This window comes from Bradyrhizobium genomosp. I (2014) (genome assembly GCF_000261685.1).
Classification (GTDB): Bacteria; Pseudomonadota; Alphaproteobacteria; order Rhizobiales; family Xanthobacteraceae; genus Bradyrhizobium.
Map to the genome: position 1 here is coordinate 1 of NZ_AJQE01000083.1, position 15,153 is coordinate 15,153.

A 15,153-nucleotide genomic window follows, 5' to 3' on the forward strand; every position below is an offset into this window, starting at 1 on the left:
GCACGAACCTGCGCTGGTTTATTGGCGCGATGCTTCCCAGCGCCCGCTGCACGGTATGCCTGCTGATGCTCCATTCCACTTCCCCGATCCGGCGTTGCCGTTGAGTTGACCGTTGGCATATGCACCATTGATCGAAACTTTCACAAGTCCCCCGCTACCGATGGTGCCGGAAACGTTAGCGCCGGGCGCGGTGATCTTGCCATCGGCAACGGTCAGCATGGAGCTTGCGGTCGGCTCGCACGAGCCGCTCTTGGTCACGATGGTGACATGCCAATTGCCGTCATAGGGGCTCTGGGCAAAGGCGGGGACAGCAAGGGTGCCGGCGAAAACTGAAGCGGCACAAAACACCGCAATGCGACCAAAACGCATGAATTCCGTCCTTGAATTTGTCTGATATGCTGACGCTTATTCGGACGAAATGTGACGGAAATTTGTTGCGATGCCAAACCGAAAATTGTTCCTGTCAACACAATGGTTTATTTGGGTTTCCGTCTCCGATTTTCGAAGCAGAATCAACGCAGGTTCACGTTAAGGGTAAACGTCAGGAGAGACTCGGTGCCGAGGTCGCGAACTGCTCGTCCTGAGTTTTGGCGGGCAGTGCCTTGTGAACCTTGACGTAGTCGATCACATCGGCCAGCAGCTTGAGTCCGAGCGGCGCCAGCGCGCGCTCCCAAAGCTCCCGTGCGGTCTCGCCCTTCTTGACGAAGCACCAGTCCTGGGCGGCGATCGCGCCGGCGTCCATGCGGTCGGCGAGATGATAGATGGTGCCGCCGGCGATCGGATCGCCTTCCTTGATGGTCCATTCCACGGCGGCCTTGCCGCGATGGCGCGGCAGCAGCGAGGGGTGATAGCCGATCCCGCCGAACCTGGCGGCGGCGAGCGCGTCCTTGCCGATCCGGGCGTGGCTGTGCGCCGTGATGATCAGATCGGTGTCGGGGGCGATCTCGGAAGCCACCACCAGCTTCGGATTGGCCTGGACCACGACCTCGATGCCGGCGGCCCTTGCGGTCGCGGCGAGACGATCCTCGGCATCGGCAACCACGACCCGGACGACCGAAACACTGTGCTCCCGGAGCATGTTCAGGGTGGTCACGCCGAAATGGCGGGAGCCGACGAGGGTAATGCGCATGGGTGTCCGATCCGTCTCGCAACTGCGTTATGCTCGGGATAACACGTCCGCACGCCCTGTCACCACCCGAGCAGCGTTTGCGAGGGTTATCAACAATGCGCCGGGCGCCGGCGCCCCCATCTCTGCGTCACGGACCAGCGTTGCCGCGCCGCCACGGTCGGACGATAAGCGGCCGGTAAGTGGTTCCTGTGTTTCGTTTTTAGCAGAGATGTCCCCGATCGGCTGATAACATGGGCCGACCGGGGCTGGCGACATTTCAACCCGCATCCATTTTCGAACCCGGCTTTGGCCGCCGGCGTGATCGCCGGCGGCCTTTTCATGCCACACATCACGAATTCGTCCGACGGTAACACGATCTCAACCAGCTTGGCGTATCGACGAATCCGTCGCGGATTTGTATTGCGTACCGCGACACTGGAAACGTCCGCCGGCGTGGGCGCGCCGCCGGGCCTTTTCGCCGGGACAGATTTCATGCCGAGCGCTATCGAGCACATCGTGGACGCCTATGTGCGTCTGAAAAACCGCCGCGGGCTCGACGAGCTGATGATGCACAGGCAGCGGCTCGCGGTCGATTTGAAGAGCAGGTCCGGCTATGATTTCAGCCTGCCGATCGGCCAGATCGACGAGGAGATCGCGATCATCGAGGCGGGGCTCAGCCGGCTCAAGGCGGAGAATTCCACGGCGATCTGAGAGGTCTGCAAGCCGACGTCGTGCGCGGGAGACCGCCGGGACTGTACGGACGCGAGCAGATCGGCGTACCCGCGCGCTATCGCTCAGTCGCGCCGGCCGCCGTCAATCACCGTGAATAGCGGCCGCGCCGGGGTCGGCTCGACCAGCAGTTCCTCCACCAGTGCGGTGGCCGCATCGACATATTTGCGTGTCGGCTTGTCGAGAGGGAGCCTGGCCTCGTCGTCGAGCGCGACTTTTGCGGCCTCGACCAGCTTGCGCATGCGTGCCGCATAGTCGTCACCCGCCGTCAGCGTCGCGCGCGCCAGCGAGCGCAGCACGAACAGCTCGCCCTCGAGGCGGAGCAGACGGTCGTTGAGCCTGGTGAGGACGGCGTTGAGGTCGGCCATGATCGGGTTCGACGCGGAGGATCCGTCCTGATCTAGCGGCGACCGGTGAACGGAGTCCAAACGGCACCGGTGCAATTCGGTCGATCCCCGGTGCGACGCCGCGGACGGCTTACCACTCGACGCCCGCCCAGCGCTTCCCGAACACGGGCGGCCTCGTCTTCACGGCTTGCCAGCCGAAGAAATGATGCTTGCCGGACCAGGCGTGCACGACGCCGCTGCAGATGCCGCATTTGAAGCTGCCGGTATGGGCTTCGCTGTGCTCCTCTCTGGTCGCGGTGTAGTTCATGCCGCAACCCGCACAGGTGAACTCTTCGATCGTCCAGATGCTGTTGGCCATTGCACAGAATGCGTTTCGGTGACCTGGATCCACGATAGTCGCCAGCGTTTGCAGCGGCGTAAACTGGCGCGGGGAAATCCGGTTAACGGGCGTTAGCCAAGCCGGTTGCGGGTTGCCTTGGGCCCGTCCGGGACGGACCTTGTCGCTGATCGCACAAGCATAGCGGCAAAAGCCTGGCGCGGCATCCGGCTGCAGGGAGTAGTGGATACCACGATGCATCCCCGCGCGTGCATCGAGCTCTCGGGGAAGGGGCGTCGTCGTCTCGGAATGCGGAATGACCCGATGGGTTCCCGATCGCGGGCGTGGTCGGTTCCAGTCGTCTTGACGGCGGAAGCGTTGCTGGCAATAACGGCGACCCGCAAGCGCCGGAAGTTGCGTTCATGCCGCAAGGAAAGCTGTGCCCGTGAAAAGCCTCCGTCAGCTCCTGACGGGAGAGGACGTCATCCAGCTCGTGATCCGGCTTGGCCTGCTCGCCCTGCTGATCATCTGGACCTTCCTGATCATCCGCCCGTTCGTGCCGATCCTGGCCTGGAGCGGCGTGCTGGCGGTGGCGTTCTATCCGGCGTTCAGCTGGGTCGCCAAAATCCTCGGCGGCCGGCCCAAGACTGCAGCAGCGATCCTGACCCTGATCACGCTCGGCATCGTCATTGGTCCGGCGACCTGGCTCGGCATCAGCGCGGTGGACGGCGTGCGCGAGCTGGCTCACCAGCTCGGCACCGGCGACCTCGCGCTCCAGACAGCGCCGGAGCAGCTCAAATCGTGGCCCCTTATCGGGCCCTGGCTCTACGAGCTCTGGGACCAGGCCTACAAGAACGTCCGGGCGGTGGTGCGTGAGGTCGCGCCGTATCTCCAGCCGCTGGCAGGCCCGCTGCTCTCGCTCGCGGGCGACGCCGGCGTCGGCACGCTGCAGTTTCTGGTCTCCGTGTTCGTGGCCGGCTTCCTGTTTCCGCACGGGCCGCGGCTGGTCGCGGCCGGTCGCGGCTTCCTGTTTCGCATCGTGCCGGAGCAGAGCGAGCATTTCCTGTCGCTCGCTGGCGCGACCATCCGCGCCGTGGCGCAGGGCGTGATCGGCATCGCGATCGTGCAGGCGCTGCTCGCCGGCATCGGCTTCAAGCTCGCGGCGGTGCCGAGTGCGGGCCTTCTCGCCTTCATCGTGCTGCTGCTCTCGATCGTGCAGATCGGCGCCTTCCTCGTGCTGCTGCCGGTGATCATCTGGATCTGGACCGCCAAGGACGTCACCACCGCGCTGCTGCTCACCGTGTTTCTCGTCCTCGTCGGCTTCATCGACACGATGCTGAAGCCGCTCGTCATGGGGCGCGGCCTGACCACCCCGACCATCGTGATCTTCGTCGGCGTGATCGGCGGCACGCTGGCCCACGGCATCGTCGGATTGTTCATCGGGCCGATCATCCTGTCGGTGGCCTGGGAAATGATGATGGCCTGGATCAGGACGGAAGATCAGGCGGAGGCGGGCAAGGACTGATCTCGCGCCTCGGTCGGCGCGGTCCGCCGATCGCGCCGCGCCAAGGCCCGACGCACTGGCGGCCTGTGATCAAGGCGCGCCCCGAACTTGTCTGTTTGACTAGACAAGTTACCATTGCGTCGATTCTGTTCTCGATGACGGCAGCAATGGCGAAGTCTTCCAAACTGGTTGCCGCCAGGCGCGGCAAGGTATTGTTGGTCAGACGGCGATCTGACGGGCTCTGGATGTTCCCGGGCGGCCGCAAGCGTGCGCGCGAGTCGGAGAAGGACTGCCTGCGGCGGGAGATCAGGGAGGAGCTGCCCAAGCTCAAGCTCGGCAGGATCAGCCTCTGGAAGGAAGTGAAGGCGAGGAACAAGCGCTCCGGCCGCAAGATGAGCGACGCAATCTTCACTACCAAGTCCGCCAAGGGCAGGCTGGCGATCGGCGACAAGAAGGAGATCGACCGCGCCGCCTGGCACAAGCCCCGCGGCATCCGCCTGACGCCCACCTCGCGCTACATCCGCGACCGGCTGTTTCCGAGGAAGCGGCGGCGGAGCTGAGCCAGTCCTGCCGCTCGCCGATCGCATCCGTCCATCGAAGCACCTCGACCGGGCCGCCCGCGGCTCTGCAGCGAGCCTGACGACTTCGGCCTTCCGCATCTGCCTTCGGACCTTGCGCGCATTGCGCATCGCGCCAAGACGCCGGTTGGAACAGTCGGCCGTTATCGCTTGGCCGCTATCGTCTCCAGGCAATGATTGAGAAAGGCGGTGCGATCCCTGGGCAGCACCTTCTCGAGATCCGCCTTCAGCGCGCATTCACGCTGGCGCAACTGCTCGGCCCGGCGCTTCTCGGCCGCCTCGCGGTATTCGGGAGCGACCTTGTTGGGATCGACCAGCGTCTGTGCGTGGGCGGGGGCCGTCGCAAGCAGCGCGATGGCGCCGATGAAAATGAATCGCTTCAAATGAGCCTCCGTCAAAGGGGGCATCCTAACGCGCTGCTTGCGCAAGCCCAAACCGGAAGGATGCGGTACCCCATTCCTGATGGATCGAGCCGGCATTGCGCCGACCGCGCCGGCGGACTTCCCGCCCACTTGCTTGGAACGCCTCTGCGCGTCGCGCGTAGAGTCCTGGCTCCCGGCCCATCCCCAACCCCCAAAGCCCCTGGGCCGCGAGAAAACCTTCCCCACAAAGGTTGGCGACCTCAGGGCCTTCGCACTGAGGTCGTTTGGCGCAGCGTGTGAACCAGTTCACAAGCGCGCGGCGAAACCGCTGCTATGAAGGCGTCATTGCTCAACCGCTTCATTTTGAACGAACGCCCCAGCGTGGCTCCAAGCGCTGGGGCTTTTTCGTGCCTGCCACGTGTAGAGCGACTCGATCGCATCGACTCTCGCATCGAGAGCACGGGCCGCATTTCACGCGTCGGAACGGAGCCAGTTCCAACGTGCCGGGCGATCAATGGCGAGACTGCCGGGATCGCGACGGCTTTCCCGGACGTTACCCACGAGGGGTGCGTTCGCGGGGCAAATCCCATATGCATGGCGGCGAGCTGCCGATTCGGAATGAGGCGGCCCGCATTGAGTTGGCGACGGGTTAAGACCAGAAACGGGTTCAAGTGAGGCTTTCCAAAAAGGCGCGGGTGGCCAAGAAGGCGCCGAAGAAGAGCAAAGGATCGCAGCGCGCCACGATCTCGTCTTCGTCGCCCCTCGGCATGATGGCTCTCCATCTGCTTGCACAATGGAAGCAGTCCGGACGCAGCGGTCTCGTCTTTCTCGCCGAGAACGAGAACAGGGCGGAGCGGCTGGGCAGCGTCATTCACGCGCTCGACCCGTCCTGCGAGGTCCTGGTATTTCCGCGACTGAACACCTTGCCGTTCGATCAGCTGGAGCCATCGCACGAGCTCGCGGGGCGCAGAGCCTCCGTGCTGAGGCGGATCGCAAAATCCAAGAAACCGCTGTTTCTCGTGTCGACGGCAGAAGCGGTGATGGAGCGCCTGCCGCCACCGGCGAGCCTGTCGCGCCTGAGCCTGAGCTTGAAGGTGGGCGGCACGTTCTCCAAGCGGGACCTCGAGACCCGCCTCGAGGCCTTGGGATACGATCTCGAGGACGAGCCGGACTATCCGGGCGGAGCGCTGTTCCACGGGCAGACCTTCGAGATATTTCCGGCGGGCGCGCTGGGGCCGTTCCGGATCGAGCATTCGGACCGCGCGATCAGACGGATCGTGGCGTTCGATCCGAACGAGCACAGCATCATCTTCGAGACCAGGGAGCTTCTCGTCGATCCCATCTCGGAGCGGCTCGGCCTTGCCGGCAAGCGCGGCAGGCGCGCGAGCCTGTTCGACTATTGCGGTGGCGCCAAATGGATCGCGGACGCCGGGGTGCCGTTGCACGCCGACGCGTGGCTGGGCACGATCGAGGAGGCCGCGCCGCGGGCGGAGCGTGAGCGCGAATATCTCGGACGGCGCGACTGGAAGCGGCTCTCCAAGGGCATGAAGGTGCTGCCGCGGACGGCGTCGTTCCAGCCCATCCCCGAGTTTTCGAAGCTGACATCATCGAGGAAGGCGCTGCGTGCCTTCGTCGAGGAGACACGCCGGGCCGGATCGCGACTGATCCTCGTCGCCGCGCACGAGGACGATCTGCGCGTGATGGAGCGCATGAGCGGCATCAAGGCGGAGCGCTGCGAGGACTGGGAGCAGGCGGCGCGGGGACGGGGAGGCGAGGCGGCGCTGTCGGCCGATCTCGATGCCGGCTTCGTGGTGCCAGGGAAGAAGCCTCTGGTCGTGGTGACGGCGTCCGACGTGCTCGGCAGCCGAGCGCATCATCCGCAGCCGATGGCGCGCGCCTGGAGCGCGGCCTTCGACCATGCCGATGTGCCCGAGCAGGGCACGGTGGTCGTCCACCTCCAGCGCGGCCTTGGCGTACTCGACGGCCTGCAGACCGTCGACACCGGCGGCGGCGCCATGCGGGAGATGATCCGCCTCAAGTTCGCAGGCGACAACGCGGTTCTGGTGCCGCCGCCCGATCTCGCCTTGATGTGGCCCTACGCCGGCGAACTCGGCAAGCTGGCGCTCGACAAGGCGGACGGCAGCACATGGTGGGCGCGCCGCACCTCGGCCGAGCGCGAAATTCAGGTCGCCGGCAAGGTGCTGGCCAGGCACATCAGCCAGCGCCGCCGGCGGCGCGCCGAAAAGCTGGTGCCGCCGGGGTCGGCCTACGAGAAGTTCGTGGCGCGTTTCCCTTACTTCACCACGAGCGATCAAGCCAAGGCGATCAGCGACGTGCTGGACGATCTTGCATCCGGCCATCCGATGGACCGGGTGATCTGTGGTGACGTCGGCTTTGGCAAGACCGAGGTGGCGCTGCGGGCCGCCGCGGCCGTGGTGCTGTCGGGGAAACAGGTGGCGGTCGCGGTGCCGACGACGGTGCTGGCCCGGCAGCACGTCGCGACGTTCCAGAAGCGCTTTGCGCCGTTCGGCATCGAGGTCGGCAACCTGTCGCGGGCGACGTCCGGCGCGGAGCTGCGGGAGACCCGGGAGGGACTGCGCAGCGGCCGCATCAAGGTCGTGATCGGCACGCAGGCGCTCACCGGCAAGGACGTCAGGTTCGACGATCTCGGCCTCGTCATCATCGACGAGGAGCAGCATTTTGGCGCGGCCGAGAAGGCCAAGCTCGCCGGCCTCGCCAGGAACGTCCACGTGCTGATGATGAGCGCGACGCCGATTCCGCGGACGCTGGCCGCCGGCCTTGCCGGCTTCCGCGACCTCAGCGTGATTGCTTCGCCGCCGGTGCACCGGCTGCCGGTCGCAACAAGGATCGCGCCGCTGTCGGATGCGGCGATTGCCTCGGCGCTGCTGCGCGAGCAGCGCCGCCACGGCCAGAGCTTTCTGATCTGTCCGCGCATCCACGATCTCGATCCGATGCTGGCGCGGGTGCAGGCGGTGGCGCCGGACCTGCGCATCGTCTGTCTGCACGGCAAACTGCCTGCCGACGAGATCGACGACCGGATGATGAGCTTCGTCGAGGGCGGAGCCGACGTCCTGCTAGCGACCAACATCGTCGAGAGCGGCCTCGACATTCCCCGCGCCAACACCATCGTGGTGTGCTGGCCGGAGAAGTTCGGCCTTGCCCAGCTGCACCAGCTCCGCGGCCGTGTCGGCCGCAGCGGCATCCGCGCCTTCGCCCATCTGTTGACCGAGACGGAATCCGGGCAGTCCGCGAAGCGGCTGGCCGCGCTCGAGGAGTTCAGCCGGCCGGGCGCCGGCTTTGCCATCAGCGAGCGCGACCTCGATCTCAGGGGGGCGGGCGACCTGTTCTCGGAGCAGCAGTCCGGCCACGTCCAGGTGTTCGGGCCCGTGCTCTACAGCCACCTCCTGAAAATGGCCTCGGAGAAGGCCGACGAGGAGCGCGCCGCGGTGTGGGTGCCCGACCTGAACCTGCCGGTCGGAGACATGCTCCCGGAGACCTATGTGCAGTCCGAGCCGGTGCGGCTCGAGCTCTATGCGCGCGCCGCAAGATGCAATGGCGAGGACGACCTCGAAGACCTCGAGGAAGAGACCTCCCGCCGTTTCGGACCGTTGCCGAAGGTCGCGCGCGACTTCTTCGCCGCAGCCCGGCTCAGGATCGAGTGCAAGCGCAGAGGCATCATCCGGCTCGACGTCGGCCCCGAAGCGGCCGCAGCGACGTTCCTGCCGGGGCGCTTGCGGAAATCGCGGGGAAAGTCACTTCAACGCGACGGCGATCGCGTCGTCTACCACAGCCCGATGCGGGACGCGCCGTTCGAGCGGGTGGAGGAGCTGTTCGAACTGCTGGACGAGGGGTGACAAGCCAAAAACGCGAAAACAACCCCATGCACAGTAGCTAAGTGCCTCTGCCACAATGCCTTCTGTATCCGGCGCAAAGGCCGGTTGATCCGTCGGGCAAAACAGTGGCATGATGCCAGCTTCGGAAAATCCGCCAGCGAGGGGCGGCCGCTGCCGGGCCGCCTGTTCGACGGTCCAGAGTGAGCCGCAGCCCGCGGACCCCGTAATCGGCCGGGGTCGCCGGGGGGCGTCCGCCGGAGCGGCCGCTAACGTGGAATTAATCCGAAAAGCCTACAATTCTAGACAGTTGGAGATGGGTGCTGCGTAGAGGAGGCGTCGCGAGGACGTTCCGGCGACGGCTTCCTGTTGCTCGCTCATTGAGGTCAACGCAAATGACCACGACTTTCGAAACGCAAAGCTTCGCCGAAGAACTCGACGCCGTGGCCCTTGCGGCCGCCGCAGCGGGGCACGAACCCGAAGCCCTGGAAGCTCCGGTGCCTGCCAGGCGCTCCGGCCGGAAATCGGTCCTGGCGTTGTCCGTGTGCGCCCTGGCCATCAACGGCGCGGCGGCGATCTATACGCTGCCGTCCGATTTTCCCTCGCTGAATGTCGGCAGCCTGGCTGAACTGCTTCCGCGCCAGCAAGCGCCCGCACCAAAATCGGATCCGGTCGTCACTGCCTTGAAGGATATTCAGTCGGCCCAGCAGCAGCATGCTGCCCTGCTGAAGGAGAGCAATGACTCAGCTCAGCAGAATGCAGCCCTGCTGCAGCAGGATTCATTGCTGCTCCTGTCCCTGCGACAGAGCATCACGGATGAACGGGTCGATGTGAGGAAGATATCTTCGCAGCTGTCCACGCTGATCGCGAAGGTCGATTCGCTGCAAAATACGATGATGTCGGACGTCACGTCCTCCATTCGGAGGGCGAATGCGCGCTATGGAATGTCCGCAGCGATGCGCAAACGGATGGCGCGGCAATCGAAACCCGTGGGGCCCGTTTCGGTCGGAGGAGCTCCGCTGAGTGTGCCGGCTGCGACGTCGGCTCCGGAAAGCTGAAGGCGCATCGAGCGAAGGACTCGGGATGCGTCCGCGCCAAGCGGGCCCGCGCGAACGGGAGCACAGCTTCGCCTGGCTCAGAGCCGCCCCCGAGGAGGGGTGTCCGGCTGCGGTCTACTGCCGCTCCTCGTACTTGTTGCAGCGACCATCGCCCATTTGCACCCGGTTGAGTTCCTGAAATGGCGGGTCGCAACGCAGGAGCGTGTACGTCTTCGCGGAAGGCGGGGGCACGCGCCAACAAAGAGTCTGGCCCGCGGGTACATGGTAGGTTTCCCCGCTGCTCGCCAGCGTATAGCTGCACGTAGGGTTGGACGGGTTGGACCCCTTGGTCTGCGCCTCTGCGTTGGCCTGGGTGAGCGAAGCCGCCGCGAGGAGTGCCACCGACAATACACGCATCATTTTCCCTCCTGCGCTCATGTGACCATCGGTGAGTTGGGATGCGGGCGTCGGTGCTGCAAGACGGCTTCGAGGCAGAAATTTTCAGGAAGCACGACAGTTGTGAAGGCCCGACGTGTAACCTTTTTGCTGTCGAGGCTGCACCAGCTCCGGCCTCGGCAATCGAGACTGGCTTGCACCGCATGAGCCCGCGCTTCTCTCTCCTGCTTGTGAAGGCGCGATCGATTGTGGCGGGCCGATCGGCGCATCAAATACCGGTGGGCGATTGCTCGATTGGAGTTGATGTGATGCGAGCTCTTTTTGCCATGGGTCTGTTGCTCGTCCTGTGCACCTCCGCAAACGCCGCACCGGTGCATCATGCCCGCGCCCGCCATCCCGCGGTGGATCGGCCGCGCGCGAATGCTACGCCGCCGGTTCGCTTTGCCGTCCCAGGCTGGAGCGACGAGGCAACGCTGCGCTGGCTGAACAACGCCTCGTCGAACGTCGGCCGAGGCGGATAGCGGCGGAGACGGCGCCGGCGATCGTTTGAATAGCGCCGAAGGGCGGAGCGGCCAGGCGGCCTGCTTCTTCAATCGAGGTGTGGACGCAAACTACGTTGGCAGTGCACTTAACTGGAAGTGGCCATCCGATCCGTGCATCGCACTGTTCCCGATTTAACGTTTTCCCGCGACGTCAACATTAACAAGCGACTTTCGTTGCGCGACAAGAATGGCTTGATACGCTCTGCGCATATCAAACGCAGCGTGTTCAAGATGATCAGATACTCATCCTACGGCACGACGAATTCTTCGAAGCGACCGCCGACGCTCGATTGCAACGATCCGCTTCGTGCCGCATATTGTGAACTGTTGGAGCTTCGTCGGCGCGTCAGGGCCGCTGAAGCGGGCAGGGTGACGCAATCCAGTGCTCGCAGACGCAAGCGGACGAAGAGATATGAGGTGCTCGGCTAAAGCGCCAACTGCGCCAATAGCCGGTCGCGGTCCTGCATTTGCAAGGTCTGTGTGTGCCGCATCGTCTCCTGGATGGCCAAGGCATCTGTCGTGTCGTGGCCATCGCGGTCCAGCTCCGCAAGCAAGGCCTCTTGTCTCGCAAGATGGTTTTCACCGAGCGTAACGTGGCGCTCGGCCATCGCGAGATGCCGCAGGAGCATGTTGCGGTCCATGGTCTCTTGTGCCGCGCGGCGGGACCGGACCCCTGATCTGGATCACCATTCCCTTGATCCAGCACGTAGGATGGGTTGAGCTCTTGCAAAACCCATCGCCGGCAATTCGCTGGTCGCTCTACGGCCCTTTGAGGATTGCTTCGATAATAATCGCGGATCGCAGTTGCGCCGATCGCAACGAGTGATGGGTTTCGCAAGAGCTCAACCCATCCTACGTGCTGCATGATGCCTACGCCTTGCTTAAGGCCAGCGGCGCAACCGAAATCGAACTTCACATCACCCGCAAGCAATGTGCGCTTCTGTCGTGCAAGTATCACAAGGCGCGTGACCGGGCGTCGAATCTATTTCGCGGCATTCAGCCGGTAATCCGCATGCCCCGCCCGCCTGAGGCCGAACATTTTTGTCGCGTGGCGCTGTCGAACGCGTTGCTCGATGCCGACAACATCGTTCGTCAGCCCTGCGAGTGATTGAAGGGCGTCGCTTAACGCGGCGAAAGCGATTTCCAAAGAAGATACGAGCCCAAGAAGATTAGTACCATGGGCATCAGCGGCAAAGGTATCGAGAGCAGGTCCCATGCGCCAGCCGCGACAAGAACAACACCAATTGCCAAGCCAAACGCCTCGACCTTCAAGCTCCACAGTTGGCGCATGACTTGCGCTGCGAGCAGGACAGCTCCAACGCCAATGAGGAACCAAGCCCAAGGTACTCCGACCAGCATGACGATGCCGATCCAGATGAAGAATACAGCCCACGCACCTCCATCAATCTTTCGAGCACGTTCGCTACTGGGTTCGGACACGCTTGAGACTTGCGTCATCGATGATCGCGTGTCGGTCATCGAGTTGTCTCCTCCACGTTTAGCTCGGTGAGGATTGGGACGCTTTCGCCTCGGCGCGTTGACGTGGATCAAGGAATTTCGACATGTTCTGGCGAGGGGGGACAATCAAAACGTGAGGCGGGCGGATCAGTCCGACCGGCGCGCAGACTTCATAGGCTATCGATGCCCGTTTGCTTTCAAAACCGGCGCTGCCAGGCCCGCCGGTTCACGCTGGCGGGCCATCGTGCTACAATTCACGAGCGATCGGCAGGCCTGGGCATCGCGTTGGTTGATTGGGCTTCCGGGGGGTCTGCACGTTTGCATTATTGACTCGGGCGTGAAGCATCCCGGTCAAGACGGGGCTCATGCCATTCTTTTCCTTGTCAAATATGGAGACTGGGAATGATTAGGCCGATTATATTCGCTTCCGTTGCTCTGGTTCTGGTCGCTGGCGCTGTACAGGCTCAGCAAGGCACGCCTCGCGACCCTCAAAAATTGGAAAAGTGCAGGCAGCTCGCTACCGAGCGTGGCTTCTCGAGTGCGGGCGGAGTTATGAAAGGACAAGGTCGCGCAAAACGAGAGTTTGTCATCAATTGCATGCGCGGCAGACAAAGCTAAGCAGGTTGCCAGCAGCTGTCCCACTCGTCCAATATTAAGACGCTGCCGGGCTCGAAATAGCGGTCCCGGCAGCGTTTCATTCTCAAACTGAGCGCTGAAATCCCAGTCGGCTTGGATTGTGCAACGGCCATGCCATAGGTTTTGTGACACAAGCCCAGCGGGTTCACGCTGACGGGCGTGGCCTGGGATATTTACGAAATTACAAATTACAGCGCACTTCACTCGAAAGAGCCTGCTCCCTGCGCCGTTCCGCAGCTGCCATCAAGTGCACTGTCACCATAATAGTGCATCGTGCAAACGTCGCAAATTAAACATTAAGATAATAAACGTAATTTAAATATATTAAATCATGAACGAGATTTAAATTTGGACTAAGATGAGAGCGTTTGGCGTCCGGACGGACGCGTCAAGGACCCCGCTGGAAGCGGCCCCATCATCCTGCCCCTACTTACGCCCCCAAGGATGCAAGGGCCGCTTCTAGGGCAAATTGTGAGGCGATTCATGCAGTTCCTGTCACTAGGTGATTTGTTTCTCATCTCGGCAGCAACGGGTACGCTCCTACTGATTGAGATCGGAGTCTTGATCATTGTGGGCGTGATCTGAGCCGGATGTTCTTCGGTCAATTTCGAATTTCGGCGCTCCCCAACCCGGTTGCACTTTCGCCGGAGAAGGGGGGTGCAATGTGATCAAGCAGCCTCATTTTGACTCGTATTCAATACCGGCACGCATCTGTTTTGGCATTGCGATGTTTGGCGGCGCTGCGCTCGTCTTATTCGCTATTACGAGCATGTATTTCCTGCACGACTGATCCTGGAACCGTTAACAGGCCTCGCCATTGGATCGGAATGCCTAGGCAAGTTGCAATTGCCTTATGGTCTCTAGGTGCCGCGTGCGTCGTCGCATTCGGTATGGCGGCGCTTGTCTCTCCCCATTAGCCCGGAACGGATCGTCTCAGTTGGCGGCCTCTTTCAGGCCTATCATCGCAACTCGTCGGTTTCCCGATCGAAGTCAGGCCGAATGTCAGAGCCGCGGCTTCCACAAGCTACGCAAACGAACCGCGGCTCGATATCAGACAGCCGCATCTCATCAGCCCAGCGATTGGCATCCAAAGCAACGCGATGACGCAGTGGCAGTAGACCAGGATGCCGCGCACGCGCATGCTGCGCATCTCGCCGAAGGTGATCTTGATCGGCCGGCCGTCGGCATGCGTAGCTGTACAACGTCGAGGAGGGCGAGGCATCCAGCATCGAAGCGCGACGCCGGCCAGAGTCAAATTATGAAGCCCTTGGGTCTCGGGTCGGCAGCGACATACAGTGCTTCGTGGGTGTGGAAAAACTCCAAGGAGCGGCGGCGCCCTAGATGGAGGGACTGAGGGATCCGCAGGGCTCACCGGTTTTTTTGAGCACGTGCCCGTGCAAGTTTTTGAGCACGTGCCCGTTCCAACAATGATGGTGCTTTTGGGAATAGACAATCAAAGCCATGATGACCAAAACCACTGCAACGCATCCGGCTACGACGTTCTGCATTGGAGCACTCCAGAGCAGACTGTGATTGGCTAGTCGGACATCATACTGCGGGATCAGAAGCACAAAAGCCACCGCGCGAAGATCTCACGGTGGCCGGTCTGGTCGGGCCGCCGGCGGAGCAGGGGGCCGCGAGGTGGCGCGCAAGCACGGTCGAACACTTTCCCGCTTGGCTGGATCGGTTGCCAGTGCGTAGGATGGGTTGAGCTCTTGCGAAACCCGTCGCCGGCAATTCGGTTGGTCACTCCGCGGTCTTTCGAGGATTGCTCCGATAATCGATCGCGGATCGCAGCGGTGCTGATCGCAACGAGTGATGGGTTTCGCAAGAGCTCAACCCACCCTACGTGCAGTGCTGCCCACTGGCACCCGGCCGTGGAAAGCCGGTAAATCCAGAGAACCACCATGACCATCGTCATACGACACCCAAACACCATAGCCCGAACTGTGGCCGTCCACCGGAGAGCTTTGCACGCGCTTGGCCAGACAAGAGCGGGCGAGAGAAAAGGCCCTCAAGAGGCTTGCCAGACTCAGGAGGGAGGCCGCCGCCGAAATCACGCGGCTGATTGCGTTCCTCGACGCATCAGATCCCTATGTCATGAACGAGTTGGAGGAGGAGTGCGAGGACGAGGGCGCCCAATGCGAAGGCGGGGGCGGCGAGGAAGGCTGCGATAATTCGGGGATCATCCAGTCGGGCCCGTTCGGCACCTGCTTGCCGGCGGTAACCAGGCAAAGCTCGTACGCCATACGCATGGTCCAGAAGATAGGACTTTTCGCTGGCTTTACG

Annotated in this window: 16 protein-coding genes; 8 read left to right on the top strand and 8 right to left on the bottom strand. The window is 62.9% G+C overall.

Annotation, left to right across the window (positions count from 1 at the left end; genetic code table 11):
- Positions 1–18: 18 nt before the first annotated feature.
- Together IC50_RS41965 and IC50_RS07880 are read right to left on the bottom strand one after the other, a co-directional pair.
- Positions 19–369, bottom strand: coding sequence for a hypothetical protein (locus tag IC50_RS41965; protein WP_027575371.1), 351 nt, complete (start codon positions 367–369; stop codon positions 19–21).
- A gap of 172 nt (positions 370–541) precedes the next feature.
- The gene (locus IC50_RS07880; RefSeq protein ID WP_035702722.1) at positions 542–1,129 is read right to left on the bottom strand and encodes a formyltransferase family protein; all 588 of its coding nucleotides are present in this window, start codon (positions 1,127–1,129) and stop codon (positions 542–544) included.
- 471 nt (positions 1,130–1,600) lie between these two features.
- On the opposite strand from IC50_RS07880, the gene IC50_RS07885 reads away from it, so the two are divergent.
- On the top strand, positions 1,601–1,819 hold the full coding sequence (locus IC50_RS07885) for a hypothetical protein (protein ID WP_035702757.1): 219 nt from the start codon (positions 1,601–1,603) through the stop codon (positions 1,817–1,819).
- Positions 1,820–1,902: 83 nt separating this feature from the next.
- Here the strand turns inward: IC50_RS07885 and IC50_RS07890 are convergent, their stop codons facing one another.
- Positions 1,903–2,205, bottom strand: coding sequence for a hypothetical protein (locus tag IC50_RS07890; protein WP_035702723.1), 303 nt, complete (start codon positions 2,203–2,205; stop codon positions 1,903–1,905).
- Positions 2,206–2,314: 109 nt separating this feature from the next.
- The gene (locus IC50_RS07895; RefSeq protein ID WP_035702724.1) at positions 2,315–2,542 is read right to left on the bottom strand and encodes a hypothetical protein; all 228 of its coding nucleotides are present in this window, start codon (positions 2,540–2,542) and stop codon (positions 2,315–2,317) included.
- 397 nt (positions 2,543–2,939) lie between these two features.
- Here IC50_RS07895 and IC50_RS07900 point away from each other — a divergent pair, with 397 nt between their 5' ends.
- Together IC50_RS07900 and IC50_RS07905 are read left to right on the top strand one after the other, a co-directional pair.
- Positions 2,940–4,025 carry an AI-2E family transporter gene (locus IC50_RS07900; protein ID WP_035702727.1) on the top strand — a complete coding sequence of 362 codons (1,086 nt, stop codon included), beginning with the start codon at positions 2,940–2,942 and terminating at the stop codon, positions 4,023–4,025.
- Between the two features lie 146 nt (positions 4,026–4,171).
- Positions 4,172–4,564 (top strand): NUDIX hydrolase, encoded by a 393-nt coding sequence (locus tag IC50_RS07905; RefSeq protein WP_193374102.1) that lies wholly within the window; start codon positions 4,172–4,174, stop codon positions 4,562–4,564.
- A gap of 161 nt (positions 4,565–4,725) precedes the next feature.
- Here IC50_RS07905 and IC50_RS07910 read toward each other — a convergent pair whose 3' ends face one another.
- Positions 4,726–4,965, bottom strand: coding sequence for a hypothetical protein (locus IC50_RS07910; RefSeq protein ID WP_035702729.1), 240 nt, complete (start codon positions 4,963–4,965; stop codon positions 4,726–4,728).
- A gap of 746 nt (positions 4,966–5,711) precedes the next feature.
- Between IC50_RS07910 and IC50_RS07915 the strand changes: the two genes are divergently transcribed.
- Both IC50_RS07915 and IC50_RS07920 read left to right on the top strand, forming a co-directional pair.
- Positions 5,712–8,819: a DEAD/DEAH box helicase gene (locus IC50_RS07915; RefSeq protein WP_035702760.1), complete on the top strand. Its 3,108-nt coding sequence runs from the start codon at positions 5,712–5,714 to the stop codon at positions 8,817–8,819.
- 371 nt (positions 8,820–9,190) lie between these two features.
- Positions 9,191–9,853, top strand: coding sequence for a hypothetical protein (locus IC50_RS07920; protein WP_035702735.1), 663 nt, complete (start codon positions 9,191–9,193; stop codon positions 9,851–9,853).
- Between the two features lie 114 nt (positions 9,854–9,967).
- Here IC50_RS07920 and IC50_RS07925 read toward each other — a convergent pair whose 3' ends face one another.
- Positions 9,968–10,252, bottom strand: a complete 285-nt coding sequence (locus IC50_RS07925; protein WP_035702741.1) for a hypothetical protein — start codon at positions 10,250–10,252, stop codon at positions 9,968–9,970.
- Between the two features lie 38 nt (positions 10,253–10,290).
- Between IC50_RS07925 and IC50_RS43010 the strand changes: the two genes are divergently transcribed.
- Complete coding sequence (locus IC50_RS43010; RefSeq protein WP_244429556.1) at positions 10,291–10,749, top strand: hypothetical protein; 459 nt, start codon at positions 10,291–10,293, stop codon at positions 10,747–10,749.
- 446 nt (positions 10,750–11,195) lie between these two features.
- Here IC50_RS43010 and IC50_RS07940 read toward each other — a convergent pair whose 3' ends face one another.
- Positions 11,196–11,411, bottom strand: coding sequence for a hypothetical protein (locus IC50_RS07940; protein WP_035702748.1), 216 nt, complete (start codon positions 11,409–11,411; stop codon positions 11,196–11,198).
- 215 nt (positions 11,412–11,626) lie between these two features.
- Here IC50_RS07940 and IC50_RS07945 point away from each other — a divergent pair, with 215 nt between their 5' ends.
- Positions 11,627–11,878, top strand: a complete 252-nt coding sequence (locus IC50_RS07945; RefSeq protein ID WP_035702749.1) for a hypothetical protein — start codon at positions 11,627–11,629, stop codon at positions 11,876–11,878.
- Between the two features lie 14 nt (positions 11,879–11,892).
- Here the strand turns inward: IC50_RS07945 and IC50_RS07950 are convergent, their stop codons facing one another.
- Positions 11,893–12,249, bottom strand: coding sequence for a hypothetical protein (locus IC50_RS07950; protein WP_035702751.1), 357 nt, complete (start codon positions 12,247–12,249; stop codon positions 11,893–11,895).
- Between the two features lie 2,595 nt (positions 12,250–14,844).
- Between IC50_RS07950 and IC50_RS42785 the strand changes: the two genes are divergently transcribed.
- Positions 14,845–15,153, top strand: a 309-nt coding sequence (locus tag IC50_RS42785) for a hypothetical protein (protein WP_035702756.1), incomplete at its 3' end; no start/stop codon positions are given.